Source organism: Azohydromonas caseinilytica (assembly GCF_012927045.1).
GTDB lineage: Bacteria > Pseudomonadota > Gammaproteobacteria > Burkholderiales > Burkholderiaceae_C > Azohydromonas > Azohydromonas caseinilytica.
Genome location: NZ_JABBFW010000003.1, coordinates 190,301 through 212,915, shown reverse-complemented (window position 1 = coordinate 212,915; position 22,615 = coordinate 190,301). Strand labels below are relative to the sequence as shown.

At 70.3% G+C, this 22,615-nt stretch carries 23 protein-coding genes; 15 read left to right on the top strand and 8 right to left on the bottom strand.

Annotation, left to right across the window (positions count from 1 at the left end; translation table 11 throughout):
- The first annotated feature begins 20 nt into the window (after positions 1–20).
- From nuoN to HHL10_RS06340, 4 genes are read left to right on the top strand one after another with little or no spacing between them, the layout of a single operon-like run.
- Positions 21–1,532, top strand: a complete 1,512-nt coding sequence (gene nuoN / locus HHL10_RS06355; protein WP_169159506.1) for an NADH-quinone oxidoreductase subunit NuoN — start codon at positions 21–23, stop codon at positions 1,530–1,532.
- A gap of 13 nt (positions 1,533–1,545) precedes the next feature.
- Positions 1,546–1,851, top strand: coding sequence for a DUF2818 family protein (locus tag HHL10_RS06350; protein ID WP_169159505.1), 306 nt, complete (start codon positions 1,546–1,548; stop codon positions 1,849–1,851).
- Positions 1,844–2,461, top strand: coding sequence for an NUDIX domain-containing protein (locus HHL10_RS06345; RefSeq protein WP_169159504.1), 618 nt, complete (start codon positions 1,844–1,846; stop codon positions 2,459–2,461). The genes HHL10_RS06350 and HHL10_RS06345 overlap by 8 nt, the downstream gene beginning before the upstream one ends.
- Positions 2,448–2,906 carry a DUF1178 family protein gene (locus tag HHL10_RS06340; RefSeq protein ID WP_169159503.1) on the top strand — a complete coding sequence of 153 codons (459 nt, stop codon included), beginning with the start codon at positions 2,448–2,450 and terminating at the stop codon, positions 2,904–2,906. The genes HHL10_RS06345 and HHL10_RS06340 overlap by 14 nt, the downstream gene beginning before the upstream one ends.
- Before the next feature lie 87 nt (positions 2,907–2,993).
- On the opposite strand, the gene HHL10_RS06335 is transcribed toward HHL10_RS06340, so the two are convergent.
- Positions 2,994–4,400, bottom strand: a complete 1,407-nt coding sequence (locus HHL10_RS06335) for an FAD-binding oxidoreductase (RefSeq protein WP_169159502.1) — start codon at positions 4,398–4,400, stop codon at positions 2,994–2,996.
- A complete protein-coding gene (locus HHL10_RS06330; protein WP_375138939.1) occupies positions 4,397–4,801 on the bottom strand; it encodes a DUF2069 domain-containing protein in 405 nt (134 codons plus the stop codon). Before HHL10_RS06330 ends, HHL10_RS06335 begins: the two co-directional genes overlap by 4 nt.
- 10 nt (positions 4,802–4,811) lie before the next feature.
- Between HHL10_RS06330 and HHL10_RS06325 the strand changes: the two genes are divergently transcribed.
- From HHL10_RS06325 to aroC, 5 genes are all read left to right on the top strand, one after another.
- On the top strand, positions 4,812–6,035 hold the full coding sequence (locus tag HHL10_RS06325; protein WP_169159500.1) for a YihY family inner membrane protein: 1,224 nt from the start codon (positions 4,812–4,814) through the stop codon (positions 6,033–6,035).
- A 70-nt stretch (positions 6,036–6,105) separates the two neighbouring features.
- Positions 6,106–7,347: a glycine C-acetyltransferase gene (gene kbl, locus HHL10_RS06320; protein WP_235971155.1), complete on the top strand. Its 1,242-nt coding sequence runs from the start codon at positions 6,106–6,108 to the stop codon at positions 7,345–7,347.
- Positions 7,348–7,381: 34 nt separating this feature from the next.
- On the top strand, positions 7,382–8,329 hold the full coding sequence (locus HHL10_RS06315) for an NAD-dependent epimerase/dehydratase family protein (RefSeq protein ID WP_169159498.1): 948 nt from the start codon (positions 7,382–7,384) through the stop codon (positions 8,327–8,329).
- Between the two features lie 76 nt (positions 8,330–8,405).
- Positions 8,406–8,876 (top strand): CBS domain-containing protein, encoded by a 471-nt coding sequence (locus tag HHL10_RS06310; RefSeq protein WP_169159497.1) that lies wholly within the window; start codon positions 8,406–8,408, stop codon positions 8,874–8,876.
- A gap of 82 nt (positions 8,877–8,958) precedes the next feature.
- Positions 8,959–10,062, top strand: coding sequence for a chorismate synthase (gene aroC / locus HHL10_RS06305; protein ID WP_169159496.1), 1,104 nt, complete (start codon positions 8,959–8,961; stop codon positions 10,060–10,062).
- A 103-nt stretch (positions 10,063–10,165) separates the two neighbouring features.
- Here the strand turns inward: aroC and HHL10_RS06300 are convergent, their stop codons facing one another.
- Both HHL10_RS06300 and gntR read right to left on the bottom strand, forming a co-directional pair.
- Positions 10,166–10,933, bottom strand: a complete 768-nt coding sequence (locus tag HHL10_RS06300; RefSeq protein WP_169159495.1) for a phasin family protein — start codon at positions 10,931–10,933, stop codon at positions 10,166–10,168.
- Positions 10,934–11,085: 152 nt separating this feature from the next.
- Complete coding sequence (gene gntR / locus HHL10_RS06295) at positions 11,086–12,105, bottom strand: HTH-type transcriptional regulator GntR (RefSeq protein WP_169159494.1); 1,020 nt, start codon at positions 12,103–12,105, stop codon at positions 11,086–11,088.
- 206 nt (positions 12,106–12,311) lie between these two features.
- Here gntR and HHL10_RS06290 point away from each other — a divergent pair, with 206 nt between their 5' ends.
- The 6 genes from HHL10_RS06290 to HHL10_RS06265 all read left to right on the top strand — a co-directional run bounded on the left by HHL10_RS06290 (position 12,312) and on the right by HHL10_RS06265 (position 16,348).
- On the top strand, positions 12,312–12,809 hold the full coding sequence (locus HHL10_RS06290; RefSeq protein ID WP_169159493.1) for a gluconokinase: 498 nt from the start codon (positions 12,312–12,314) through the stop codon (positions 12,807–12,809).
- Positions 12,806–13,294: a TRAP transporter small permease subunit gene (locus tag HHL10_RS06285; protein WP_169159492.1), complete on the top strand. Its 489-nt coding sequence runs from the start codon at positions 12,806–12,808 to the stop codon at positions 13,292–13,294. The genes HHL10_RS06290 and HHL10_RS06285 overlap by 4 nt, the downstream gene beginning before the upstream one ends.
- 1 nt (position 13,295) lies before the next feature.
- The gene (locus tag HHL10_RS06280) at positions 13,296–14,588 is read left to right on the top strand and encodes a TRAP transporter large permease (RefSeq protein WP_169159491.1); all 1,293 of its coding nucleotides are present in this window, start codon (positions 13,296–13,298) and stop codon (positions 14,586–14,588) included.
- A 38-nt stretch (positions 14,589–14,626) separates the two neighbouring features.
- Positions 14,627–15,664, top strand: coding sequence for a TRAP transporter substrate-binding protein (locus HHL10_RS06275; RefSeq protein WP_169159490.1), 1,038 nt, complete (start codon positions 14,627–14,629; stop codon positions 15,662–15,664).
- A 152-nt stretch (positions 15,665–15,816) separates the two neighbouring features.
- A complete protein-coding gene (locus tag HHL10_RS06270) occupies positions 15,817–16,014 on the top strand; it encodes a hypothetical protein (RefSeq protein ID WP_169159489.1) in 198 nt (65 codons plus the stop codon).
- 139 nt (positions 16,015–16,153) lie between these two features.
- Positions 16,154–16,348, top strand: a complete 195-nt coding sequence (locus HHL10_RS06265) for a DUF3606 domain-containing protein (protein WP_169159488.1) — start codon at positions 16,154–16,156, stop codon at positions 16,346–16,348.
- A gap of 149 nt (positions 16,349–16,497) precedes the next feature.
- On the opposite strand, the gene HHL10_RS06260 is transcribed toward HHL10_RS06265, so the two are convergent.
- From HHL10_RS06260 to gcvT, 4 genes are all read right to left on the bottom strand, one after another.
- A complete protein-coding gene (locus HHL10_RS06260) occupies positions 16,498–17,889 on the bottom strand; it encodes an L-serine ammonia-lyase (RefSeq protein WP_169159487.1) in 1,392 nt (463 codons plus the stop codon).
- Between the two features lie 34 nt (positions 17,890–17,923).
- Positions 17,924–20,812 carry an aminomethyl-transferring glycine dehydrogenase gene (gcvP, locus tag HHL10_RS06255; RefSeq protein ID WP_169159486.1) on the bottom strand — a complete coding sequence of 963 codons (2,889 nt, stop codon included), beginning with the start codon at positions 20,810–20,812 and terminating at the stop codon, positions 17,924–17,926.
- Positions 20,813–20,943: 131 nt separating this feature from the next.
- Complete coding sequence (gene gcvH / locus HHL10_RS06250; protein ID WP_169159485.1) at positions 20,944–21,324, bottom strand: glycine cleavage system protein GcvH; 381 nt, start codon at positions 21,322–21,324, stop codon at positions 20,944–20,946.
- Positions 21,325–21,444: 120 nt separating this feature from the next.
- Positions 21,445–22,590, bottom strand: a complete 1,146-nt coding sequence (gene gcvT, locus HHL10_RS06245) for a glycine cleavage system aminomethyltransferase GcvT (RefSeq protein WP_169159484.1) — start codon at positions 22,588–22,590, stop codon at positions 21,445–21,447.
- Positions 22,591–22,615 lie beyond the last annotated feature (25 nt).

Here is a 22,615-nt window from a genome sequence, read left to right as displayed (position 1 = left end):
CGCACGGGGAGTCTCAGACAATGAACCAATTCAACTGGCTGGTGGTCCAGCCCGAGATCGTGCTGCTGACGATGGCCTGCGTGGTCGCGCTGGCGGACCTCTTCGTCAAGGACGAGCAGCGCCGGCTGACCTTCTGGCTGGCCCAGCTGTCGCTGGCCGTGGTGGCCTTCCTGCAGGTCGATCAGCTCAGCGCCATGATGCAGGCCGACCAGCTCGGCACCGGCCTGACCAGCATGTACGGCATGCAGAAGATGGTCGTGGCCGACCCGATGGGCCGGCTGCTGGCGGTGTGCGCCACGCTGACGCTGATGGCCACGCTGGTCTTCGCGCAGTCCTACATCAGCACGCGCGACATGCTCAAGGGCGAGTTCTTCTCGCTGTCCATGCTGTCGCTGCTGGGCGTGCTGGTCATGCTCTCGGCCAACAACTTCCTGGTCATCTACCTGGGCCTGGAGCTGATGACGCTGTCGCTGTACGCCCTGGTGGCGCTGCGGCGTGAACATGCCGTCTCCACCGAGGCGGCGATGAAGTACTTCGTGCTGGGCGCGCTGGCCAGCGGCTTCCTGCTCTACGGCCTGTCGATGATGTACGGTGCCACCGGCACCCTGGACATCGGCGGCACGTTCGAGGCCATCCAGGGCGGGCTGATCAACCGTGACGTGCTGACCTTCGGCCTGGTGTTCATCGTGGCCGGCCTGGCGTTCAAGCTCGGCGTGGTGCCCTTCCACATGTGGGTGCCCGACGTGTACCAGGGCGCTCCCACGGCCGTGACGCTGCTCATCGCCGGCGCCCCGAAGCTGGCGGCCTTCGGCATCACGATCCGCCTGCTGCACGAGGGCATGAACGGCCTGGCCCGCGACTGGCAGCAGATGCTGATCGTGCTGGCCGTGGCCTCCCTGGTCATCGGCAACCTGGCCGCCATCGCGCAGACCAACCTCAAGCGGCTGCTGGCCTACTCGACCATCGCGCAGCTGGGCTTCATGCTGCTGGGCCTGACGCCCAGCGTCATCGGCTCCAACACGCTGTCGGCGCCCAACGGCTACAGCTCGGCGCTGTTCTACCTGGTCACCTACGTGCTGACCACGCTGGGCACCTTCGGCCTGATCATGCTGATCGCGCGCCACGGCTTCGAGGCCGAGGAGATCAGGGATCTGGCGGGCCTGGGCAAGCGCAGCCCCTGGATGGCCGGCGTGATGCTGATCCTGATGTTCTCGCTGGCCGGCATCCCGCCGACGGTGGGCTTCTACGCCAAGCTGGCGGTGCTGCAGTCGCTGGTCACCACCAACGATCCGGCCTACATCACGCTGGCCGTGGTGGCGGTGCTGCTGTCGCTGATCGGCGCCTTCTATTACCTGCGCATCGTCAAGGTCATGTACTTCGACGAGCCGACCGAAGGTGTGGCCATCACCGGCCCGGCGGGTGCCCGCGCGCTGCTGGCGCTCAATGGCGCTGCGGTGCTGGCACTGGGCGTGCTGCCGGGTGGTCTGATGGCGCTGTGCCGCGACGTCATCGTCAAGGCGCTGGCGACCTGAGCCCGAGGCCGACATGAGCCACGGCGCCGAAGTCACGCTGGTGCTGCTTGCCGCCGTGGTCGCCGCCAACTTGCCGTTCTTCACCGAGCGGCTGCTGCTGGTAGGCCCGCGGCGTGCTCCCAAGGCATTTGGCTGGCGGTTGCTGGAGCTGCTGCTTCTGGCACTGCTGACGCTGGGGCTGGGTCGCCTGCTGGAAGCCCGCATCGGCCAGATCTACCCGCAAGGCTGGGAGTTCTATGCCGCGATGGGCTGCCTGTTCCTGACGCTGGCCTTCCCCGGCTTCGTCTGGCGTTACCTGAGGCGGCACCACCATGGCTGAGGACGATCACCTGCGCGAACACCGGCTCCAGTCGGAGACGGTGTTCGAAGGCAACTTCCTGAACGTGCAGCGCGACAAGGCGCGGCTGCCCGGTGGTCACGAGACCGAGCGCGAGTACATCCGCCACCCCGGGGCCTCCGTGGTGGTGCCGGTGCTTGATGACGGGCGGCTGGTGCTGGAGCGCCAGTACCGCTACCCGCTGCAGCGCGTGATCCTGGAGTTTCCGGCCGGCAAGATCGACCCCGGCGAGCCGCCGCTGCACACCGCCGTGCGCGAGCTCATCGAGGAAACCGGCTACTGCGCCGACGAGTGGGCCTATGCCGGGCCCATCCACAACGCCGCCGCCTATTCCGACGAGGTCATCCACCTGTTCTTCGCCCGCGGCCTGCGCGAGGGCGAGGCGGCGCTGGACCACGGCGAGCACCTGGACGTGGTGCTGATGACCGAGGAAGAGCTCGACGCCCTGGCCGCGCGTGGCGAACTCAGCGATGCGAAGACGCTCATCGGGCTGCTGTGGCTGCACAAGTGGCGGCAGAAACAGTGGTCACTGGACTGGCAACCCGCTCCCGAGCTGGGCGGCGACGATAATTCCCCGCATGAAGGTGCTTGATCTGCGCTGCGACCGCGGCCATGGCTTCGAAGGCTGGTTCGGCTCGGAAGACGACTTTGCGAGCCAGCACGGCCGCGGGCTGGTGGAATGTCCGCTGTGCGGCAGCCAGAGCGTGAGCCGCCTGCCCAGCGCGCCGCGCCTGAATCTGTCCAACGCGCGCGAGCCCGTGGCGCAGCAGCCCAAGAGCGGCGAGCCGGTAGCGGCCACGCCGGAAGCGCAGCAGCTGCAGGCGCTGTGGATGCAGGCCGTGCGGCATGTGATGGCCAACACCGAGGACGTGGGCGAGCGCTTCGCCGACGAAGCGCGCCGCATTCACTACGGTGACGCGCCCAGTCGCGGCATCCGCGGCCAGGCCAGCCCGGACCAGGCGGCCGAGTTGGTGGAAGAGGGCATCGACGTGATGCCTCTGCCCATTCCCAAGGTGCTCAAGGAACCGATTCAGTAGGCAGTCGCGCTGCCCCCATGACGACCCGGCCACTGGCCGGGTTTGTCTTTTGGGGCATCAGTGGGCGTGGCGCTGCAAGGCTTTCCGTTACAGCACGCGCCCGGGATTGAGCACACCCTGCGGGTCCAGCGCCTGCTTGATGGCCCGCATCAGCCCCAGCGCCGTGGGCGACTTGCGCTGCGCCAGCTCCTCGCGCTTGAGCGAGCCGATGCCATGCTCGGCCGAGAAGCTGCCGTCGAAGGCCTGCACCGCGTCGAACACGACCCGGTTCACCGCCGCCTCGTGTTCGCGCAGGAAGGCCGCGCCATCGCCCCCCTCGGGCACCTGCACGTTGTAGTGCAGGTTGCCGTCGCCCAGATGGCCGAAGTTGACGATGCGCACGCCGGGGAACGCCGCCTGCAGGGCCGCGTCGGCTTGCGCACAGAAGGCCGGGATGTTGGACACCGGCAGGGCGATGTCGTGCTTGATGTTGAGCCCTTCCTGGGCCTGCGCCAGCGAGATCGACTCGCGCACATGCCACATCGCCTTGGACTGCGCCTGGCTCTGTGCCACGGCGGCGTCCTCGATCAGGCCGTCCTCCAGCGCCGCGGCCAGCAGTGCCTCGAAGCGCTCCTGGGCGTGCGTCTCGCTTTCCTCGTCGCTCTGTTCCAGCAGCACGGTCCAGGCGGCGCCGGGCAGGGGGCGGGGCAGCTCGGGGAAGTGCTTGGCCACCAGGTCCAGCGCGAAACGGCCCATCACCTCGAAGCCGGTGAGGCCGGCGCCCAGCCTGGCGCGGGCCGCCTTCAGTAGCGCCACCGACTGCTCCAGCGATGCGCAGGCCGCCATGGCCGTGGTCACGGCGGCGGGCTGCGGGAACAGCTTCAGCGTCGCGGCGGTGATGACGCCCAGCGTGCCCTCGCTGCCGATGAACAGGTCGCGCAGGTCGTAGCCGGTGTTGTCCTTGCGCAGCCCGGACAGGCCGTCCCAGACCTCGCCCTGCGCCGTCACCACTTCCAGCCCCAGGCACAGCTCGCGCGCATTGCCATAGCGCAGCACCTGCGTGCCGCCGGCGTTGCTGGCCAGGTTGCCGCCGATGGTGGCGCTGCCCTCGGCCGCCAGGCTCAGTGGAAACAGCAGACCCTGTGCCCCGGCCGCTTCCTGCACCGCCTGCAGCACGCAGCCGGCATCGACCGTGAGCGTGAGGTTGGCGGTATCGAACGAGCGCACGCGGTTCATGCGGCGCAGGCTCAGCACCAGCTGGCGCCCGGTGTCATCCGGCACGCTGCCGACCACCAGCCCGGTATTGCCGCCCTGCGGCACCACCGTCACGCCATGCTGCGCGCACAGGCGCAGCACGGCCGCCACCTGCGCCGTGTCGGCCGGTCGGGCCACCGCCAGCGCCTTCCCATGCCAGCGCTTGCGCCAGTCCACCTCGTAGGCACTGAGGTCCCCTTCGCTCAGCACATGCTCGGGGCCCAGGGTGGCCCGCAGGGCGTCCAGAAATTCCGCGCTCATGACTTCTTCCCTTCAGCGGCAGGCGCATGCTTGAGGCGCCAGCGCACATGCGTGGCGCAGGCGACGAACAACAGCAGGCACAGCAGAACTTCAATCAGCGCCAGCCAGGCCCCTGGCGGCGGCTCGCTGGTGGCACGCACCACGCCCTCGGCGAAGTAGATCCACACCAGCAGGCTGACCCAGCGGTAGGTGTACATGCGCCGCTTGAGCAGCCCGGCCAGCGGCACCACCAGGGGCAGCACCTTCAAGGCCAGCGTGCCGCGCCCGGTGGGCGCCAGCCACAACTCCCAGGCCAGTCCCAGGACGATGAGCCCCAACAGGCTGGCCACGGCCAGGTCGCGCGTGCGGCGCACCATCGGTGGCAGCGGATTCAAGATTGGCTCAATCGACATGTTTGGCATCATAGTGTTGATGAATACTCCCCCCGCCCGCTGGCGTGGCCGGTGGTTGGGCGCGTGGCGGATGCTGCGCCACTGGCCCTGGCGCGACACCTTTCTGACGCTGCATCAGCGCTTCCGCGACGACAAGCTGAGCCTGACGGCCAGCAGCCTGACCTTCACGACGCTGCTGGCGCTGGTGCCGCTCACCACCATGGCCTTCGCGCTGTTCTCGGCCTTCCCGGTGTTCGGTGCGTTCCAGACCGCGCTGGAGAAGTACTTCATGCAGTCCCTGGTGCCGGACAACATCTCGCGCCAGGTGCTTGGCCAGTTGACGCAGTTTGCCGCCAAGGCCCGGCGCCTGAGCGGCGTGGGGTTGGTGCTGCTGGGCGGCACGGCGGTGGCGACCATGCTCACCATCGACCGCGCGCTCAATGCCATCTGGGCCGTGCGGCGGCCGCGTCCCATCGGCCAGCGCGTGCTGGTGTACTGGGCCGCGCTCACGCTCGGCCCGCTGGTGATGGGCGTGAGCCTGTCCGTCACCTCGTACGCGCTGTCGGCCTCGCAGGGCTGGGTGCACACGCCGCCCTGGGGCGTGAGCCTGCTGCTCAACGTGTTCGAGTTCGCGCTGCTGGTGGCCGGCGTGGCGGCGCTGTTCCGCTACGTGCCCAACACGCTGGTGCGCTGGCCGCATGCCTTGGCCGGCGCGCTGTTCGTGGCGCTGGGCTTCGAGCTGGCCAAGGACCTCATCGGCTGGTACTTCAGCAAGGTGCCGACCTACTCGGCCGTCTATGGTGCCTTCACCACGCTGCCGATCCTGCTGGTGTGGCTGTATGCGGGCTGGGTGATCGTGCTGCTGGGTGCGGTGATCGCCGCCAGCGCGCAGAGCCTGACGCAGCGCACGGCACGGCTGCCCAGCGGGCCGGGCCAGCCCTTCGCGCTGGCGCTGGCGACGCTGCGGGTGCTGGTGGCGGCGCAGCGCGAGGGCAGGCCGGGCCGTTCGCAGCCGGCCCTGGCCGAGGTCCTGGGCGTGGACCCGGTGCGGCTGGAGCCGGTGCTCGACACCCTCATCGCGCTGGACTGGATCGGCCGCCTGGAAGAGGGCGGCGCCCAGCGCCTGGTGCTGCTGTGCGACCCGGCGCGCACGCCGGCGGCGCCGCTGATCGACCGCCTGCTGCTGGAGCCGGCGCCGGTCACCGGCGCCTTCAGGGCGCAAGCCGGCGTGGAGACGATGTCGCTGGAAGAACTGCTGCGCTGAGCGCGGCGCGGCTCTCCCGGCGCGGTCTATGCTCCCGATCGAGCGGCGTGCCGTCACGGTGCGCCGCCGCATGCGGCCTTGCCGCGGGGAGCAGCCAGTGAACGCCAGCGACGAATTCACCGCCTTTGTCACCCGGGAGCTGCAAAGCCTGCGCCTGGCCGGCCTGTTCAAGGAGGAACGCGTCATTGCCGGCCCGCAGGGGCCGCGCGTGCGCCTGGCCGACGGGCGCGAGCTCATCAACCTGTGCGCCAACAACTACCTGGGGCTGAGCGCGCACCCGCGCGTGGTGCGGGCGGCGCAGCAGGCCATGGACACCCATGGCTACGGCATGAGCTCGGTGCGCTTCATCTGCGGCACGCAGGACCGGCACAAGGCGCTGGAGGCGCGGCTGTCGCGCTTCCTGGGCACCGACGACACCATCCTCTACGCCGCGGCCTTCGACGCCAACGGCGGGCTGTTCGAGCCGCTGTTCACCGAAGAGGACGCCATCGTCAGCGACACGCTCAACCATGCCTCCGTGATCGACGGCATCCGGCTGTGCAGAGCGCGCCGCTACCGCTACGCGCATGACGACATGGCGGACCTGGAGCGCTGCCTGCGCCAGGCCCGCGCCGACGGGGCCCGCTTCGTGCTGGCCTTCACCGACGGCGTGTTTTCCATGGACGGCAGCGTGGCGCAGCTCGACCGCATGCGGGCGCTGTGCGATGCGCATGGCGCGTTGCTGGGCATCGACGACAGCCACGCCACCGGCTTCGTAGGCCCCACCGGCCGCGGCACGCACGAGCACCGCGGGCTGCTGGTGGACGGCGCGGCGCGGGTGGACTTCATCACCGGCACGCTGGGCAAGGCGCTGGGCGGCGCCTCGGGCGGCTTCACCAGCGGCCGGCGCGAGGTCATCGAGCTGCTGCGGCAGCGCTCGCGGCCGTACCTGTTCTCGAATTCGCTGGCGCCGGCGATCGTCGGCGCGTCGCTGGCGGTGCTGGACCTGCTGGAGGAGAGTGCCGAGCCGCGCCGCCGCGTCATGGACAACGCCCGCTGGTTCCGCGCCGCGATGAGCGAAGCCGGCTTCGATCTCAAGCCGGGCGAGCATCCCATCGTGCCGATCATGGTCTACGACGCGCCCAAGGCGCAGGCATTGGCGGCACGGCTGCTGGAGCTGGGCGTGTACGTGGTGGGCTTCTTCTACCCGGTGGTGCCGAAGGGCCAGGCGCGCGTGCGCGTGCAGCTCAGCGCCGCCCACGAGCGCGGGCAGCTGGAGCAGGCCGTGGCCGCTTTCAGGCAGGCTGGACGGGAACTGGGGCTGGTGCCATGAGGGCGGCCGGCGTGGTACGGCAGGGGGAGGTGGCGTGGTGAGCGGTGGTCCGAAGATTCTGGTGGTGGGGGCCAACGGCCAGATCGGCAGCGAGCTGGTCGAGGCGCTGGCGCAGCGGCATGGGCGCGAGGCGGTGGTGTCCGCCGACCTGGCGCCCACGGGCCGCGTGCCCGGCGTGGCGCACGAGGTGCTGGACGCCACCGACGCGGCGGCGCTGGGCGAGGTGGCGCGGCGCCATGGCATTACGCAGCTGTACCTGCTGGCCGCGGCGCTGTCGGCCCGCGGCGAGCAGCACCCGACCTGGGCCTGGGACCTCAACATGAGAAGCCTGCTCAACGTGCTGGAGCTGGCGCGCACGCTGCCGCTGCAGCGCGTGTTCTGGCCCAGCTCGATCGCCGCCTTCGGCGCCTCCACGCCCAAGCAGGCCACGCCGCAGCACACCGTGATGGAGCCCGACACCGTGTACGGCATCTCCAAGCTCGCCGGCGAGGGCTGGTGTGCCTGGTACCACCGCCGCCATGGCGTGGACGTGCGCAGCCTGCGCTACCCCGGCCTCATCAGCTGGAAGACCGCACCCGGCGGCGGCACCACCGACTACGCCGTGGAGATCTTCCATGCCGCGCTGGCCCATAACCGCTACACGTGTTTCCTGCGCGAGGACCAGGCGCTGCCGATGATGTACATGCCTGACGCCATCCGCGCGACGCTGGAGCTGATGAGCGCGCCGGCCGGGTGCATCCGCGAGCGCCGCGCCTACAACCTCGCCGGCATGAGCTTCACGCCGCGGCAGATCGCCGATGCCATCGCGCGCCGCCTGCCGGGCTTCACGCTGCACTGCGAGCCCGACTTCCGCCAGGCCATTGCCGAGAGCTGGCCCGGCTCCATCGACGACGCGGCGGCGCGGGCCGACTGGGGCTGGACGCCGCGCTACGACCTGCAATCCATGGTGGACGACATGCTGGCCGCGCTGCGCCCATCGTGATTGCGCGTAAGGGATTGACCTGCGGGCTGTGCTATGTTGGTTGCAGTCCGTTTTTTCATTGTTTCCGAGGAATTTCATGAAGGTCAGCGACATCCTTCGCGTCAAGGGCAACACCCTTTTCACCGTCACGCCGGACGAGTCTTTGGCCGTGGCGCTGCAGACCATGGCCGACCACGACATCGGCTCGCTGGTGGTGGTGAGCTATGGCGACGTGGTGGGCATGCTCACTTTCCGCGAAGCCATCCAGGCCGTGGTGCGGCTGGGCGGCAAGCTCGAAAACTCCACGGTGCGCAGCGTGATGGACGACTTCCCGCTGAGCTGCACGCCCGAGACGCCGATGGACGAGGTGCGGCGCATGATGCTGCAGCGCCATGCGCGCTACATGCCCGTGCTGGACAAGCGCACGCTCATGGGCGTGATCTCCTTCTACGACGTGGCCAAGGCCGTGGTGGACGCTCAGGACTTCGAGAACCGCATGCTCAAGGCCTACATCAAGGACTGGCCGGCCGAGGAGGGCGCCGCCGCGTCGCTGCCCCCGGCGGCCTGAGCCACGGCCTGCGGCTGTCACAATGCAGGGCCCGCGCCAGCGGGCCCTTTTTCTTTTGACCTCCTCGCAGCAGCGCACTCCCATGTCCGGCAGCACCCTTGGCGAACTCTTCCGCGTCACCAACTTCGGCGAAAGCCACGGCCCGGCCATCGGCTGCGTGATCGACGGCTGCCCGCCGGGGCTGGAGCTCAGCGAGGCCGACATCCAGGCCGAGCTGGACCGGCGCCGCCCCGGCACCTCGCGCCACGTCACGCAGCGCAACGAGCCCGATGCCGTCGAGATCCTCTCCGGCGTGTACGAAGGGCAGACCACCGGGGCGCCGATCTGCCTGCTGATCCGCAACACCGACCAGCGCAGCAAGGACTACGGCAATCTGCTCGACACCTTCCGCCCCGGCCATGCCGACTACAGCTACTGGCGCAAGTACGGCGTGCGCGATCCGCGCGGCGGCGGCCGCTCCTCGGCGCGGCTGACGGCGCCCACGGTGGCAGCCGGCGCGGTGGCCCGCAAATGGCTGCTGCAGAAGCACGGCACGCGCTTCATCGGCTGGATGTCGGCGCTGGGCGCGACCGAGATTCCCTTCGAGGGCTTCGAGCACATCCCCAACAACCCGTTCTTCGCGCCCAACGCCTCGATCATTCCCGAGCTGGAAGCGCAGATGGACCAGCTGCGCCGCGACGGCGACTCCATCGGCGCGCGCATCAGCGTCATCGCGCAGGGCGTGCCCGCCGGGCTGGGCGAGCCGCTGTTCGACCGGCTCGACGCCGACATCGCGCACGCCATGATGGGCCTCAATGCTGTTAAGGGCGTGGAGATCGGCGACGGCTTCAAAAGCGTCGCCCAGCGCGGCTCGGAGCATGGCGACGAGCTCACGCCCGAGGGTTTCACGAGCAATCATGCCGGCGGCGTGCTGGGCGGCGTGAGCACGGGGCAGGACTTGGTCGTGTCCATCGCCATCAAGCCCACCAGCTCGATCCGCACGCCGCGCGCTTCCATCGACCGCGCCGGCAATCCCACCACGGTGCAGACCTTCGGGCGCCATGACCCCTGCGTTGGCATCCGCGCCACGCCCATTGCCGAGGCGCTGCTGGCGCTGGTGGTAATGGACCATGTGCTGCGCCACCGCGCCCAGTGCGGCGACGTGGTGCTGCCGCTGCCGCCCATCCCGGCCGCCGCGCCGCGCTGAGCCCGACAACGGATTCGGTCAATCCCAAAGCAAACCGGCCCGCGAAGGGCCGGTTTTCGTTGCGGCTCGCCGGCGTGCGAGGCCAGCGAGAGAGGGCGCGGCTTCAGTGCCTGGCCTGTGTCGCACCGCTGAACAGCGTGCGGCCGGCGTCGGCGAAATGGCCGCCCCAGTTGAGCCAGTCGTTCCAGCCGCTGGCCGCCATCTGCGCCATCTGCCGCGTTGCCTCCTGCAGCGGCCACATCAGCGGGCCCGCGGCCATCGGGCTGAGCACATGCTCGACCTCGGCCTGCAGCATCTCGGAGTCGCCGCCGAAATGGGTCTGCAGCCGCAGCCAGTTCAGCGCCGACTCCCAGTAGGCGCTCTGCAGTCGCACCAGCCCGTTGCTCGCTTCCTGGCACAGCTGCAGCGCCTGGTTGGTGCCCAGCTCGGTCAGGCGCCGCGACAGGCGCAGCAGGCCGTCGAAGTCGGCCTGCGCCAGGCTGGTCTGTACCGTTGCCAGGTCGCTCAGGTTGCGGGCGTCCTGCAGCTGCTGGCCCAGCCGCTCCAGGCTCTGCAGCAGCTGCTGGCTGAGCTCGGCCTGCGCCTGGCCCAGCTCCTGCGTGCCGCGCAGCGCGGCGTTCAAGGCGGAGAGCTGCCAGCGCAGCTGCTCGCGCGTGGTGCGCTCGCCCCAGCTGTTGATCACGCTGTCCAGCGTGGCGTTGCCTTCGGCCAGGGGCTCGTTGGCCGAAGCGGTCAGTTCGATGGCGGGCGCGCCCAAGGCAGTGTGGGCCGCCGGCGTGCGGGCGCTCTCCAGCGCGGCGTCGGCGGCGGCAGCCAGCGGCGAGCGCGGGCTGCGGTTGGAGGAGGTGGCGCGTTGCGGGGAAGTCGACACGTGGTTCACTCCTTCGAGACCTGGCGGCGGTGGCCGGGTGGGGCCGTGCGCGGCCCGTCGAGACAAAGAGTCCGTGACCATAGTGGCTGCCGCAGCCCCGGACAACCCGGGGTTTCCTGTCGTGACACTTCGCCAACCAGGGCTTGGCCGACTCAGGTGCTGCCGCGCACGACCAGCGTGCAGCCCACGTCGATGGCGGGGCGCGGCACGCTCTGGCCCTGCATGAGCTGCAGCAGCATCGCGGCGGCCTGGCGCCCGATCTCCTCGCGCGGCGTGTGCACGGTCGTCAGCGGCGGCAGCATCTGGTCGCTGCCGGCCAGGTCGTTGAAACCGGCCACGGCCACGCGCTGCGGCACCGGCACGCCCAGGCGCAGCGCGGCCAGCAGCCCGCCCTGCGCCAGGTCGTCGTTGCAGAAGAAGAGGGCGTCGGCTTCCTCGTGCTCGCGCAGCGCGCGCTCGAACAACTCCGCGCCCAGCGCCATGGAGGAGCGGCGCGGATCGAGCAGCTCCAGCGCTTCGTCGTACAAGCCGGCGCCGCGCAGCGCGTCGCGGTAGCCCTGCAGCCGCTGCAGCGTGCGCGGGTCGAGCTGCGCGCCGATGAACATCACGCGCCGGCGCCCGCGCTCGACGAGGTGCCGCGTCATGGCGTAGCCCGCCGCCGCCTGCGAGAAGCCCACGCTGTGCACGCCCGGCGCCTCGCTCGTTTCCATGACATGCACGCAGGGCACGCCGCTGGACTCGATCAGGCGCCGGCTGCCCTCGGTGCGGTCGAAGCCGGTGAGCAGCAGCCCGGCCGGGCGGTGCGCCATGTAGCCGCGCAACAACTGCTCCTCCTCGCCCGGGTCGTAGTGCGTCACGCCGATGAGCGTCTGGTAGCCCGCGGGCAGCAGCGTGGCGTGCACCGCCTCCAGCAGATCGACAAAGAGGTTGTTGCTGAGCATGGGCACCAGCACCACCACCTGCGAGCTGCGCGCCGAGGCCAGCGCGCGCGCCGCCGGATCGGGCACGTAGCCCAGCCGCTCCGCCGCCTCGCGCACGCGCGCCACCAGCGCCGGGTCCACGCTGCGCTGCCCGCGCAGCGCGCGCGAGGCGGTGATGGGGCTCACGCCCGCGGCGTGGGCGACCTCGTCCAGCGTGATGCGGCCCGTGGCGCGGCGTCGGAGGGTGGTCATGTCGGTGTTTTCCCTGGCTTTGTTATAGTTGCGGCCCATTTTAGGATAGCGCTGTCCCAGTCAAATTCCATGGTGCTGTAGAACAGCCTCGGATTGCGATGGGTTGGGCGGACCATGAGGTCCGATTTTTTGAATCTTTTGGGACAGCGCTATCCCATATCCAGCCTGACTCGGACAGCCGGGTGGATGCGACGAAGGAGACTTGCATGGACTCGATTGTGGTCATGGGGGTGGCCGGTTGCGGCAAGTCCAGCCTGGGCGCCGCGCTGGCGCGCTCGCTGGGCCTGCCGCTGGTCGAGGGTGACGATTTCCACCCCGAGGCCAACCAGCAGAAGATGCGCGCCGGCGTGCCGCTGACGGACGAGGACCGCGCCGGCTGGCTGGACGCGCTGGCCGCGCAGCTGGCCGCCGCGCCGGACGGCGTGGTGCTGACCTGCTCCGCACTCAAGCGCGCCTACCGCGAGCGCCTGCGCGCCGCTGCGCCGGGCCTGCGCTTCGTGCACCTGGTGCTGGAGCGCGACGAGGCGCTGCGCCGCGTCGCCTCGCGCTGCGCGCACCTGTTCCCGCCCAGCCTCGTGGCCAGCCAGTTCGCGACGCTGGAATCCCCGGCCGGCGAGCCCGGCGTGATCGAGGTGGACGCGACGCTGCCGCCCGAGGAGCTGGCAGCCGCCGTGCTGAAGCAGCTGCAAGGGGGTGCCCGATGAGCCGTGCCGCCACGACGCGGCTGGCCGAGTCCGCCATGGCGCTGTGCCTGGCGGTGATGGCCGGCGCGGTGTTCGTCAACGTGGTGCTGCGCTACGGCTTCGGCGAGGGCATCGCCGCCAGCGAGGAGCTGTCGCGCCTGCTGTTCGTGTGGATGGTGTTCATCGGCGGCACCGCCGCCTACCCGGCCGGGCAGCACATGGCCTTCACCAGCCTGCTGCGGCCGTTGCGCGGCAAGCCGGCCATGCTCAAGGCCGTGACGCGGCTCATCCACGCGCTGACGCTGCTGGCCTGCGTGCTGCTGGGGCAGGGCGCCTGGCAGCAGGTGGTGGTGGGGCTGGACAGCCACAGCACCGTGCTCAATTACCCGGCCGCGCTGCTGCCGCTGCCGGCTTTCCTGTGCGCCGCGGCCATCGGGCTGATGGCGCTGGTGGACCTGCTGCGCGGCAAGGCCATCGATTTCGGCCACGACTCCGAGGTGGAATGACATGACGGCGGAAGCCTGGGCCTTCGTGGTCTTCTCGGGCGGCATGCTCGCCTTCATGGGCATCGGCATGCCCATGGCCTTCGCGCTGGTGCTCACGGGCGCCGGCATGGCCTACGTGCTGGAGTTCTGGGACACCCAGCTGCTGGCGCAGAACCTGGTGGCCGGCGTGGACAGCTTCCCGCTGCTGGCCGTGCCCTTCTTCATCCTGGCCGGCGAGCTGATGAACGCCGGCGGCATCAGCCGCCGCATCATCGAGATGGCGCGCGCCTGGGTCGGCCACATCCGCGGCGGGCTGGGCTTCGTGACCATCGGGGCGGCCATCATGATGGCCAGCATGAGCGGCTCGGCCCTGGCCGACACCGCGGCGCTGGCCACCATCCTGCTGCCCATGATGCGCCAGCACGGCTACCCGATGAACTCGTCGGCGGGCCTGATGGCCGCGGGCGGCATCATCGCGCCGATCATCCCGCCCTCGATGCCGTTCGTGATCTACGGCGTCACCACCAACACGTCGATCTCGGCGCTGTTCCTCTCCGGCATCGCGCCGGGGCTGATGATGGGCGCCGGGCTGATCATTGCCTGGAAGCTGCAGCTCAAGAAGTTCGACGTCGCCACCGACGCGCCGCTGCCGCTCTCCGGCCGCCTGCGCGCCACGGCCAAGGCCTTCTGGGCGCTGCTGATGCCGCTGATCATCATCGGCGGCATGAAGAGCGGCGTGTTCACGCCGACCGAGGCGGCGGTGGTGGCGGCGGCCTACGCGCTGTTCATTGCCTTCTTCGTGCACCGCGAACTGACGCTGGGCGAGTTCCACCAGGTGCTGGTGCGCGCCGCGCGCACCACGGCCATCGTCATGTTCCTGTGCGCCGGCGCCCAGGTGGCGAGCTACATGGTGACGCTGGCGGATCTGCCCACCACGCTCACCGGCTGGCTGGGCCCGATGGTGGAGCACCCGCGCGTGCTCATGGCCGTGATGATGCTGGTGCTGGTGCTCATCGGCACGGCGCTGGACCTCACGCCCACCATCCTCATCTTCGCGCCGGTGATGCTGCCCATCGCCGTCAAGGCCGGCATCGACCCGGTCTACTTCGGGCTGATGTTCGTGCTCAACGGCGCCATCGGCCTGATCACGCCGCCGGTGGGCACGGTGCTCAACGTGGTGGCCGGCGTGGGCCGGCTGCAGCTCCACCAGGTGATCCGCGGCGTGAACCCGTTCCTGGTGACCTACGCCGCCATCCTCGTCCTGCTCGTCGTCTTTCCCCAGCTCGTGACCGCGCCCGTCGCCTGGATGCGCTGACACGTCGCGAGCCCGTTCCTTTCAGGAGTGTTTCTCTCATGAAGTCCCTTCGCCGTTCCCTGCTGGCGCTGGCCGCCGGCTCCCTGACCGCCACCGCGCTGCTCGTCGCCACGCCGGCCACCGCCTTCGCGCAGGACATCAAGCCGCGCCTGATCCGCTTCGGCTACGGCCTCAACGAGCAGAGCAACCAGGGCCGCGCCGTGAAGCTGTTCGCCGAGGAGGTGCAGAAGGCCTCGGGCGGCAAGATGAAGGTGCGCGCCATCGGCGGCGCCGCGCTGGGCCCGGACACGCAGATGCAGCAGGCGCTCATCGGCGGCGCGCAGGAAATGATGGTCGGCTCCACCGCCACGCTGGTGGGCATCACCAAGGAAATGGCGCTGTGGGACACGCCCTTCCTGGTCAACAACGTCAAGGAGGCCGACGCGCTGCTCGACGGCCCCGTCGGCCAGAAGGTGATGGACAAGCTCCAGGAGAAGGGCCTCGTCGGCCTCGTCTACTGGGAAAACGGCTTCCGCAACCTGACCAACTCCAAGCGCCCGGTGACCAAGCTGGAGGACATGAGCGGCATCAAGCTGCGCGTGATGCAGAACCCGGTGTTCCTGGACAGCTTCAAGAGCCTGGGCGCCAACGCCGTGCCGCTGCCGTTCTCGGAGCTGTTCACCGCGCTGGAAACCAACGCCGTCGACGGCCAGGAAAATCCCTTCAACACCATCGTCTCCAGCAAGTTCTACGAGGTGCAGAAGTACCTGACCGTGACCAACCACGTCTACAGCCCGTGGATCGTGCTGGTGAGCAAGAAGTGGTGGGATGGCCTCTCCGCCGCCGAGAAGAAGGTGCTGAGCGATGCCGCGAAGAAGAGCCGCGACTTCGAGCGCCAGGACACCCGCACCGAGGCGGCGCAGGCGCTCAAGGACCTCAAGGCCAAGGGCATGCAGATCAACGAGCTCTCGCCCGCCGAGGCCAACCGCATGCGCGAGAAGCTCACGCGCGTGAACGCAGGCATCGCCGCCAACGTGGGCATGGACCTCTGGACCGATACCCAGAGCCAGCTCGCCCAGCTGCGCGGCGGCAAGTAAGCCACCGTCACGGGCAGCGCGTGCCAAGCGCGTTGCACCGTGTTGCATCCGGTGGGCTGTGGGTTCCTAAGTGAAAACCCTAAAAACTCAAAAAATTTGGGCCGGACTGTCATCCGGCCCGGCGATTGCCTCGTTGTGAGCAGACCGTCCCGATGGACGCCACGCAGATGCAAGCCATGACGAAGCACGCCGCCCACACTCGCCCCGCCGAGCGCAAGCACGCCGACCCGCTTTTCGACGGCACCGACAGTGCCGACAAGGGCCGCAAGTTCGAGCCGTTCTACATCGCTCCGCTGGGCCACGACCGGCGCGTCGGCGGCCGTGCCCGCCGCTTCGACCAGAAGCGTTAACTCCCGCTTACCGATGGCCGCCGCCGCGCGGCCCTCGGGCTGAGCCAGCGCAAGGTGCCCGCCGCGGCACCGCGCGATGCTGGACTTCCCAATGCGCCGGCGGCCGCCTTCGCGGCCCGCGCTGCACCAAGGAGTCCGCATGCCCAACGCGCCTCATCAGTCTTTCCAGCCCCTGGACCCGGGCCGCGTCAACACCATGGACCCGGTCGAGCTGCGCTACTGGTGCGACCAGCTGCACTGCGGCGAGGACGAGCTCAAGGACATCGTCGATCGCGTCGGCGAGCATGTCGCCGCCGTGCGGCAGGCGCTGGAAGAGCGACGCGGGCAGCGCTGAGCGACCTTGACGCTCGCCTAGTTCAAGCGCGCAGGCAGCGGCTTGATTGTTTACTAGAGCTGAGCAATCGAGCTGCGGAGTGTCACTCGGTGACTAGACCGTTGCCCGTGGGTTGACGATCGACGCTGCAAGCCGCTTCTTCGCGCGGCTCAGCACTCCACGATGTTGACCGCGAGGCCGCCGCGGGCGGTTTCCTTGTACTTGGTCAGCATGTCGGCGCCGGTCTCGCGCATGGTCTTGATGACCTTGTCCAGGCTGACGTGGTGCGTGCCGTCGCCGCGCAGCGCCATGCGCGCGGCGTTGATCGCCTTGACCGAGGCGATGGCGTTGCGCTCGATGCACGGGATCTGCACCAGACCGCCCACCGGGTCGCAGGTCAGGCCCAGGTGGTGCTCCATGGCGATCTCGGCCGCGTTCTCCACCTGCGCCGGCGTCCCGCCGGTGACGGCGCACAGGGCGCCGGCCGCCATCGAGCAGGCCACGCCCACCTCGCCCTGGCAGCCGACCTCGGCGCCGGAGATGCTGGCGTTTTCCTTGTAGAGGATGCCGATCGCCCCGGCCGTGAGCAGGAAGTCCACCACGCCCGCGTCGGTCGAGCCCGGCACGAAGCGCCGGTAGTAGTGCAGCACCGCCGGCACGATGCCCGCGGCGCCGTTGGTGGGCGCCGTCACCACGCGCCCGCCGGCGGCGTTCTCCTCGTTCACCGCCAGTGCGAACAGGTTCACCCAATCAATGACGGCCAGCGGGTCCTGCGGCCCGCCCGCCGCCTCCTGTGCCGCGAGCTGGCGCCACAGCTCGGGGGCGCGCCGGCGCACCTTGAAGCCGCCGGGCAGCACGCCCTCGGTGCGGCAGCCGCGCTCCACGCAGCGCTGCATCACGTCCCAGAGGCGCAGCAGCCCGGTGTCGATCTCCGCGTCGCTGCGCCAGTGGCGCTCGTTGCGGCGCATCAGCTCGGCAATGCCGCAGCCCTCGCGCTCGCACAGCGCCAGCAGCTCCTCGCCACTGTGGAAGGGGTAGGGCAGCACCGTGGTGTCGGGCGCGATGGCGCGGTGCCGGCTGCCGTCGGCCGCCACCTCCTCGCTGATGACGAAGCCGCCGCCCACCGAGTAGTAGGTGCGTTCGGCGATGGGGCTGCCGTCCGCGTCCAGCGCCCGCAGCGTCATGCCGTTGGCGTGGAAGGGCAGCGTCCGGCTGCGGTGGAAGCGCAGGTCCGTGGCGCCGAAGGCCACCGGCTGCGTGCCGCCCAGCGGCAGCCGCTGCTCGGCCTGCAGGCGCTGCAGCAGGGCGGGGATGGCGTCCACGTCCACCGTCTCCGGGTCGTGGCCGGCCAGTCCCAGCCACACCGCCTTGTCGCTGCCGTGGCCCTTGCCGGTGGCGCCCAGCGAACCGTAGAGGTCGCACTGCACGCGGGCCGTGGCCTCCAGCAGGCCCTCCTGGCGCAGCCGCTCGGCGAACAGCCGCGCCGCGCGCATCGGCCCCACCGTGTGGGAGCTGCTGGGGCCGATGCCGATGCGGAACAGGTCGAAGACCGACACCGCCATGGTTGAACTCCTTCAGGCGCTGCCGGCCGCGCGGTCAGTCCTCGTAGGACGCCGTGGGCGGGCAGGTGCAGAACAGGTTGCGGTCGCCGTGCACGTTGTCCACGCGGCCCACCGGCGCCCAGTACTTCTGGCGCCGCAGGGCGGCCACCGGGTAGGCGGCCTGCTCGCGCGTGTAGCCGTGCGGCCACTCGGCCTTGAGCAGCGATTCGGCCGTGTGCGGCGCGTTCTTCAGCGGGTTGTCCTCGCGCGGCCAGGCGCCGGACTCGACCTGCGCGATCTCCTGGCGGATGGCGATCATCGCGTCGCAGAAGCGGTCCAGCTCCACCAGCGGCTCGCTCTCGGTGGGCTCCACCATGAGCGTGCCGGCCACGGGGAAGGACAGCGTCGGCGCGTGGAAGCCGTAATCGATGAGCCGCTTGGCCACGTCCTCGGCCGTGACGCCGGAGCTGTCCTTGAGCGGGCGCAGGTCCAGGATGCACTCGTGCGCCACGCCGCCACCCTGGAGGCCCTCGACACTGCCGCTGAAGTGGATGTCGTAGTGCGCCGACAGGCGCGCGGCCACGTAGTTGGCCGACAGGATCGCCGTCTCGGTGGCGGCCGTCAGGCCTTCGGCGCCCATCATGCGGATGTACATCCAGCTGATCGGCAGCACCGCCGCGTTGCCCAGCGGCGCCGCCGACACCGGGCCCACGCCGCCCTGCGCTTGCGCGCCGCCCGGCTGGCCGGGCAGGAAGGGCACCAGGTCTTCCACCACGCACACCGGGCCGACGCCGGGGCCGCCGCCGCCGTGCGGGATGCAGAAGGTCTTGTGCAGGTTCAGGTGGCTGACGTCGCCGCCGAACTCGCCCGGCGCCGCCAGGCCCACCAGCGCGTTCATGTTGGCGCCGTCCACGTACACCCGGCCGCCATGCTGGTGCACCAGCGCGCACAGCTCCTTCACGTGGCCGTCGTAGACGCCGTAGGTGGAGGGGTAGGTGATCATGATCGCCGCCAGCTTGTCCGAGTGCGCCTCGCACTTGGCGCGCAGGTCGGCCAGGTCCACGTTGCCCATGGCGTCGCACTTCACGACCACCACCTTCATGTTGACCATGCCGGCGCTGGCCGGGTTGGTGCCGTGGGCGGACTCGGGGATCAGGCACACGTCGCGATGGCCCTGGCCGCGCGAGGCATGCCAGGCCTGGATCGCCAGCAGCCCGGCGTACTCGCCCTGCGAGCCGGCGTTGGGCTGCAGGCTGATGCCGGCGTAGCCCGTGGCCTGGCACAGCCAGGCGCGCAGCTGCTCGTCGAGCAGCCGGTAGCCTTCGAGCTGGTCGGCCGGGGCGAAGGGGTGCACATGCGCGAAGGCCGGCCAGGTGATGGGGATCATCTCGCTGGTGGCGTTGAGCTTCATGGTGCAGGAGCCCAGCGGGATCATGCTGCGGTCCAGCGCCAGGTCCTTGTCGGAGAGGCCGCGGATGTAGCGCAGCATCTCCGTCTCGCTGTGGTGCGTGTTGAACACCGGGTGCGTCAGGAAGTCGCTCTGGCGCGCCAGCGCCGCGGGCAGCAGCGGGGCGCTGCGCTCCAGGTCGGCGAAGGTGGGCACGGCCTGCTCGCCGGCGAACACCTTCCACAGCGCCTGCAGGTCCTCGCGCGTGGTGGTCTCGTCCAGCGTGATGCCCAGCGCCTCGTTGCCGGCGCGGCGCAGGTTCATGCCGGCGGCTTCGGCGGCGGCCAGCAGGCCGGCGCTGCGCTCGCCCGTGAGCACCTGCAGCGTGTCGAAGGCTTCTTCATGGGCCAGCGTCCAGCCCAGCTGCTTCAGGCCCGCGGCCAGGATCGCGGTGTAGGCTGCCACGCGGCGCGCAATGCGCTTGAGGCCTTCGGGGCCGTGGTAGACGGCGTACATGCTGGCGATGACCGCCGGCAGCACCTGCGCGGTGCAGATGTTGGAAGTGGCCTTCTCGCGGCGGATGTGCTGCTCGCGCGTCTGCAGCGCCAAGCGCAGCGCCGGCGCGCCGTGGGCGTCCACGCTCACGCCCACGATGCGGCCCGGCAGCGAGCGCTTGTGGCTGTCGCGCGTGGCCATGTAGGCGGCGTGCGGGCCGCCGCAGCCCATGGGCATGCCGAAGCGCTGCGTGCTGCCCACGGCGATGTCGGCGCCCAGCTCGCCCGGCGCCTTCAGCAGCGTCAGCGCCAGCAGGTCGGCGGCGACGATCACCTGGCCGCCGCGGGCGTGCACGGCGTCGGCCAGCGGCTTGAGATCGAGAATGCGGCCGGTCACGCCCGGGTACTGGAACAGCGCGGCAAAGCAGTCGTGCTCGCCGGCGGACTCGGCCGGGCCGGTGACGATCTCGATGCCCAGCGGCTCGGCGCGGGTGCGCATCACCTGCAGCGTCTGCGGCAGCACGTCGTTGGCGACGAAGCAGCGCGTGCTCTTGCTCTTGCCCACGCGCATCGCCAGCGTCATGGCCTCGGCGGCGGCGGTGGCCTCGTCCAGCATCGAGGCGTTGGCGATGTCCAGCGCCGTGAGGTCCGTGACCATGGTCTGGAAGTTGAGCAGCGCCTCCATGCGGCCCTGCGAGATCTCCGCCTGGTAGGGCGTGTAGGCCGTGTACCAGGCCGGGTTCTCCAGCACGTTGCGCAGGATCACCGTGGGCGTCAGGGTGCCGTGGTAGCCCTGGCCAATGAAGCTCTTGAGGATGCGGTTGCGCGCGGCGATGGCGCGCAGCTCCAGCAGCGCCTGCGCCTCGGTGGCGGCGGCGGGCAGGTCCATGGGACGGCTGCGCGCGATGTTGCGCGGCATCACCGCTTCGATCAGCGCGGCGCGCGACGCGGCGCCGATCACCGACAGCATCTGCGCCTGCTCATGCGGCTCCGGGCCGATGTGGCGGAAAACGAATTCGGACCTGTTCTCGAGCTCGGCCAGCGGCGGGAAGTTTTCAGGCATGGTGAGAAGGGCGGCTGAAGGGCGGATGAGGGGTGTGCGGCGCGGGCGGCGGCGCCTGCCGGGAATTCATATCGGCGCGGCAATCGGCTTGCCGCGCGCGGCACGGGCGCCAGGGCCCGTGCCGGAAAACATCACTGTTCGGACTCGACCAGCGCGTCGTAGGCCGGCGCGTCCATGAGCGCTTCGTACTCGGCCAGGTCCTTGACGTGGACCTTGAAGAACCAGCCCTGGCCCATCGGGTCGGTGTTGGCCAGCGAGGGGTCGTCGCGCAGCGCCTCGTTGACCTCGACGATCTCGCCGCTCACGGGCATGTACAGGTCGGCGGCAGCCTTCACGGACTCGACCACGCCGGCCACTTCGCCCTTGGCGAGGGTGCGGCCGACCTCGGGCAGGTCAACGAACACCACGTCGCCCAGCGCGTCCTGCGCGTGCTTCGTGATGCCCACCACGGCGGCCTCGTGGTCTTCTTCGATGCTGATCCATTCGTGGTCGGGCGTGAAACGGGTGCTCATGGGCAGGGCTCCTCGGTGGTGCGAAAGGCGCGGGGCGCCGGGTTGGAAACGGAGTCGAACGATGCGGGAATCGGGGCACGCCTCCTTTGCGGGTCGCTCGGGCATGCCTCGGAGAAAGGGTCAGCCGCGGTGGTAGCGGTGCGGCGCGAAGGGCATGGCCACCACGCGCATGGGCTGCGGCTTGAGCCGCACCTCGGCGCTGAGGTCGGCGCCCGGGACGGCATGGGCCGCGTCCACGTAGGCCATGGCGATGGGCTTGCCCAGCTGCGGCGACAGCGTGCCGCTGGTGACCTGGCCCACGCGCTGGCCCCGTGCGTCCAGCACCGGCGCGCCCTCGCGCACCGGGGCGCGCTCCAGGCCGAGCAGGCCCACGCGCTTGCGCGGCGCGCCGTTGGCGAGCTGCGCCTCGATGGCCTGGCTGCCGGGATAGCCGCCGGCGCGTGCGCCGCCCGGGCGGCGCACCTTCTGGATGGCCCAGGTCAGGCCGGCTTCCACCGGCGTGGTGGACTCGTCGATGTCGTGGCCGTACAGGCACAGGCCCGCTTCCAGGCGCAGCGTGTCGCGCGCGCCCAGGCCGGCAGGCTTTACTTCGGGCTGCGCCAGCAGCGCCTTGGCCAGGGACGCGGCGGCCTCGGCCGGCACGGAGATCTCGAAGCCGTCCTCGCCGGTGTAGCCGCTGCGGCTGACGAAGCACTCGGCGCCGTTGAGGCTGAAGCTGCCGGTGCCCATGAAGGTCAGCGCCGCCACGCCGGCGTCCAGCCGCGCCAGGGCCTGCACCGCCAGCGGGCCCTGCAGCGCCAGCAGCGCGCGCTCGGGCATGGAGACGACGTGGCAGCGATGGCCGATCTGGGTGCGCAGCAGCTGCAGGTCGTGGTCCTTGCGGCTGGCGTTGATGACCATGAACAGGTCCTGCGGGCGGCGCGTGACCATCAGGTCGTCCAGGATGCCGCCGGCGGTGTTGGTGAAGAAACCGTAGCGTTGGCGCCCGATGGGCAGGTCCGCGATGTCCACCGGCACCAGCGACTCCAGCGCCTGCGCCGCTTCCGCGCCCTCCAGCCGCACCTGGCCCATGTGCGACACGTCGAACAGCGCCGCCGCCTCGCGGCAGTGCCGGTGCTCGGCCAGGATGCCGGCGGGGTAGCTCACCGGCATCTCGTAGCCGGCGAAGGGCACCATGCGGGCGCCCAGCTCAAGGTGCAGCGCGTGCAGTGGCGTGCGCTGCAGGACGGGGGGAACGGTGTCGGAGGTGGCGGTCGGAGCGGTCATGCGGGTCTCCCAAGGGCGGGCGGCC

Excerpts from the sequence above, each read along its gene's own strand:
- nuoN (WP_169159506.1), top strand. The coding sequence starts at position 21 with ATGAACCAATTCAACTGGCTGGTGGTCCAGCCCGAGATCGTGCTGCTG.
- HHL10_RS06350 (WP_169159505.1), top strand. The coding sequence starts at position 1,546 with ATGAGCCACGGCGCCGAAGTCACGCTGGTGCTGCTTGCCGCCGTGGTC.
- HHL10_RS06345 (WP_169159504.1), top strand. The coding sequence starts at position 1,844 with ATGGCTGAGGACGATCACCTGCGCGAACACCGGCTCCAGTCGGAGACG.
- HHL10_RS06340 (WP_169159503.1), top strand. The coding sequence starts at position 2,448 with ATGAAGGTGCTTGATCTGCGCTGCGACCGCGGCCATGGCTTCGAAGGC.
- HHL10_RS06335 (WP_169159502.1), bottom strand. The coding sequence starts at position 4,400 with ATGAGCGCGGAATTTCTGGACGCCCTGCGGGCCACCCTGGGCCCCGAG.
- HHL10_RS06330 (WP_375138939.1), bottom strand. The coding sequence starts at position 4,801 with ATGCCAAACATGTCGATTGAGCCAATCTTGAATCCGCTGCCACCGATG.
- HHL10_RS06325 (WP_169159500.1), top strand. The coding sequence starts at position 4,812 with ATGAATACTCCCCCCGCCCGCTGGCGTGGCCGGTGGTTGGGCGCGTGG.
- kbl (WP_235971155.1), top strand. The coding sequence starts at position 6,106 with ATGCGGCCTTGCCGCGGGGAGCAGCCAGTGAACGCCAGCGACGAATTC.
- HHL10_RS06310 (WP_169159497.1), top strand. The coding sequence starts at position 8,406 with ATGAAGGTCAGCGACATCCTTCGCGTCAAGGGCAACACCCTTTTCACC.
- aroC (WP_169159496.1), top strand. The coding sequence starts at position 8,959 with ATGTCCGGCAGCACCCTTGGCGAACTCTTCCGCGTCACCAACTTCGGC.
- gntR (WP_169159494.1), bottom strand. The coding sequence starts at position 12,105 with ATGACCACCCTCCGACGCCGCGCCACGGGCCGCATCACGCTGGACGAG.
- HHL10_RS06290 (WP_169159493.1), top strand. The coding sequence starts at position 12,312 with ATGGACTCGATTGTGGTCATGGGGGTGGCCGGTTGCGGCAAGTCCAGC.
- HHL10_RS06285 (WP_169159492.1), top strand. The coding sequence starts at position 12,806 with ATGAGCCGTGCCGCCACGACGCGGCTGGCCGAGTCCGCCATGGCGCTG.
- HHL10_RS06280 (WP_169159491.1), top strand. The coding sequence starts at position 13,296 with ATGACGGCGGAAGCCTGGGCCTTCGTGGTCTTCTCGGGCGGCATGCTC.
- HHL10_RS06275 (WP_169159490.1), top strand. The coding sequence starts at position 14,627 with ATGAAGTCCCTTCGCCGTTCCCTGCTGGCGCTGGCCGCCGGCTCCCTG.
- HHL10_RS06270 (WP_169159489.1), top strand. The coding sequence starts at position 15,817 with ATGGACGCCACGCAGATGCAAGCCATGACGAAGCACGCCGCCCACACT.
- HHL10_RS06265 (WP_169159488.1), top strand. The coding sequence starts at position 16,154 with ATGCCCAACGCGCCTCATCAGTCTTTCCAGCCCCTGGACCCGGGCCGC.
- HHL10_RS06260 (WP_169159487.1), bottom strand. The coding sequence starts at position 17,889 with ATGGCGGTGTCGGTCTTCGACCTGTTCCGCATCGGCATCGGCCCCAGC.
- gcvP (WP_169159486.1), bottom strand. The coding sequence starts at position 20,812 with ATGCCTGAAAACTTCCCGCCGCTGGCCGAGCTCGAGAACAGGTCCGAA.
- gcvH (WP_169159485.1), bottom strand. The coding sequence starts at position 21,324 with ATGAGCACCCGTTTCACGCCCGACCACGAATGGATCAGCATCGAAGAA.
- gcvT (WP_169159484.1), bottom strand. The coding sequence starts at position 22,590 with ATGACCGCTCCGACCGCCACCTCCGACACCGTTCCCCCCGTCCTGCAG.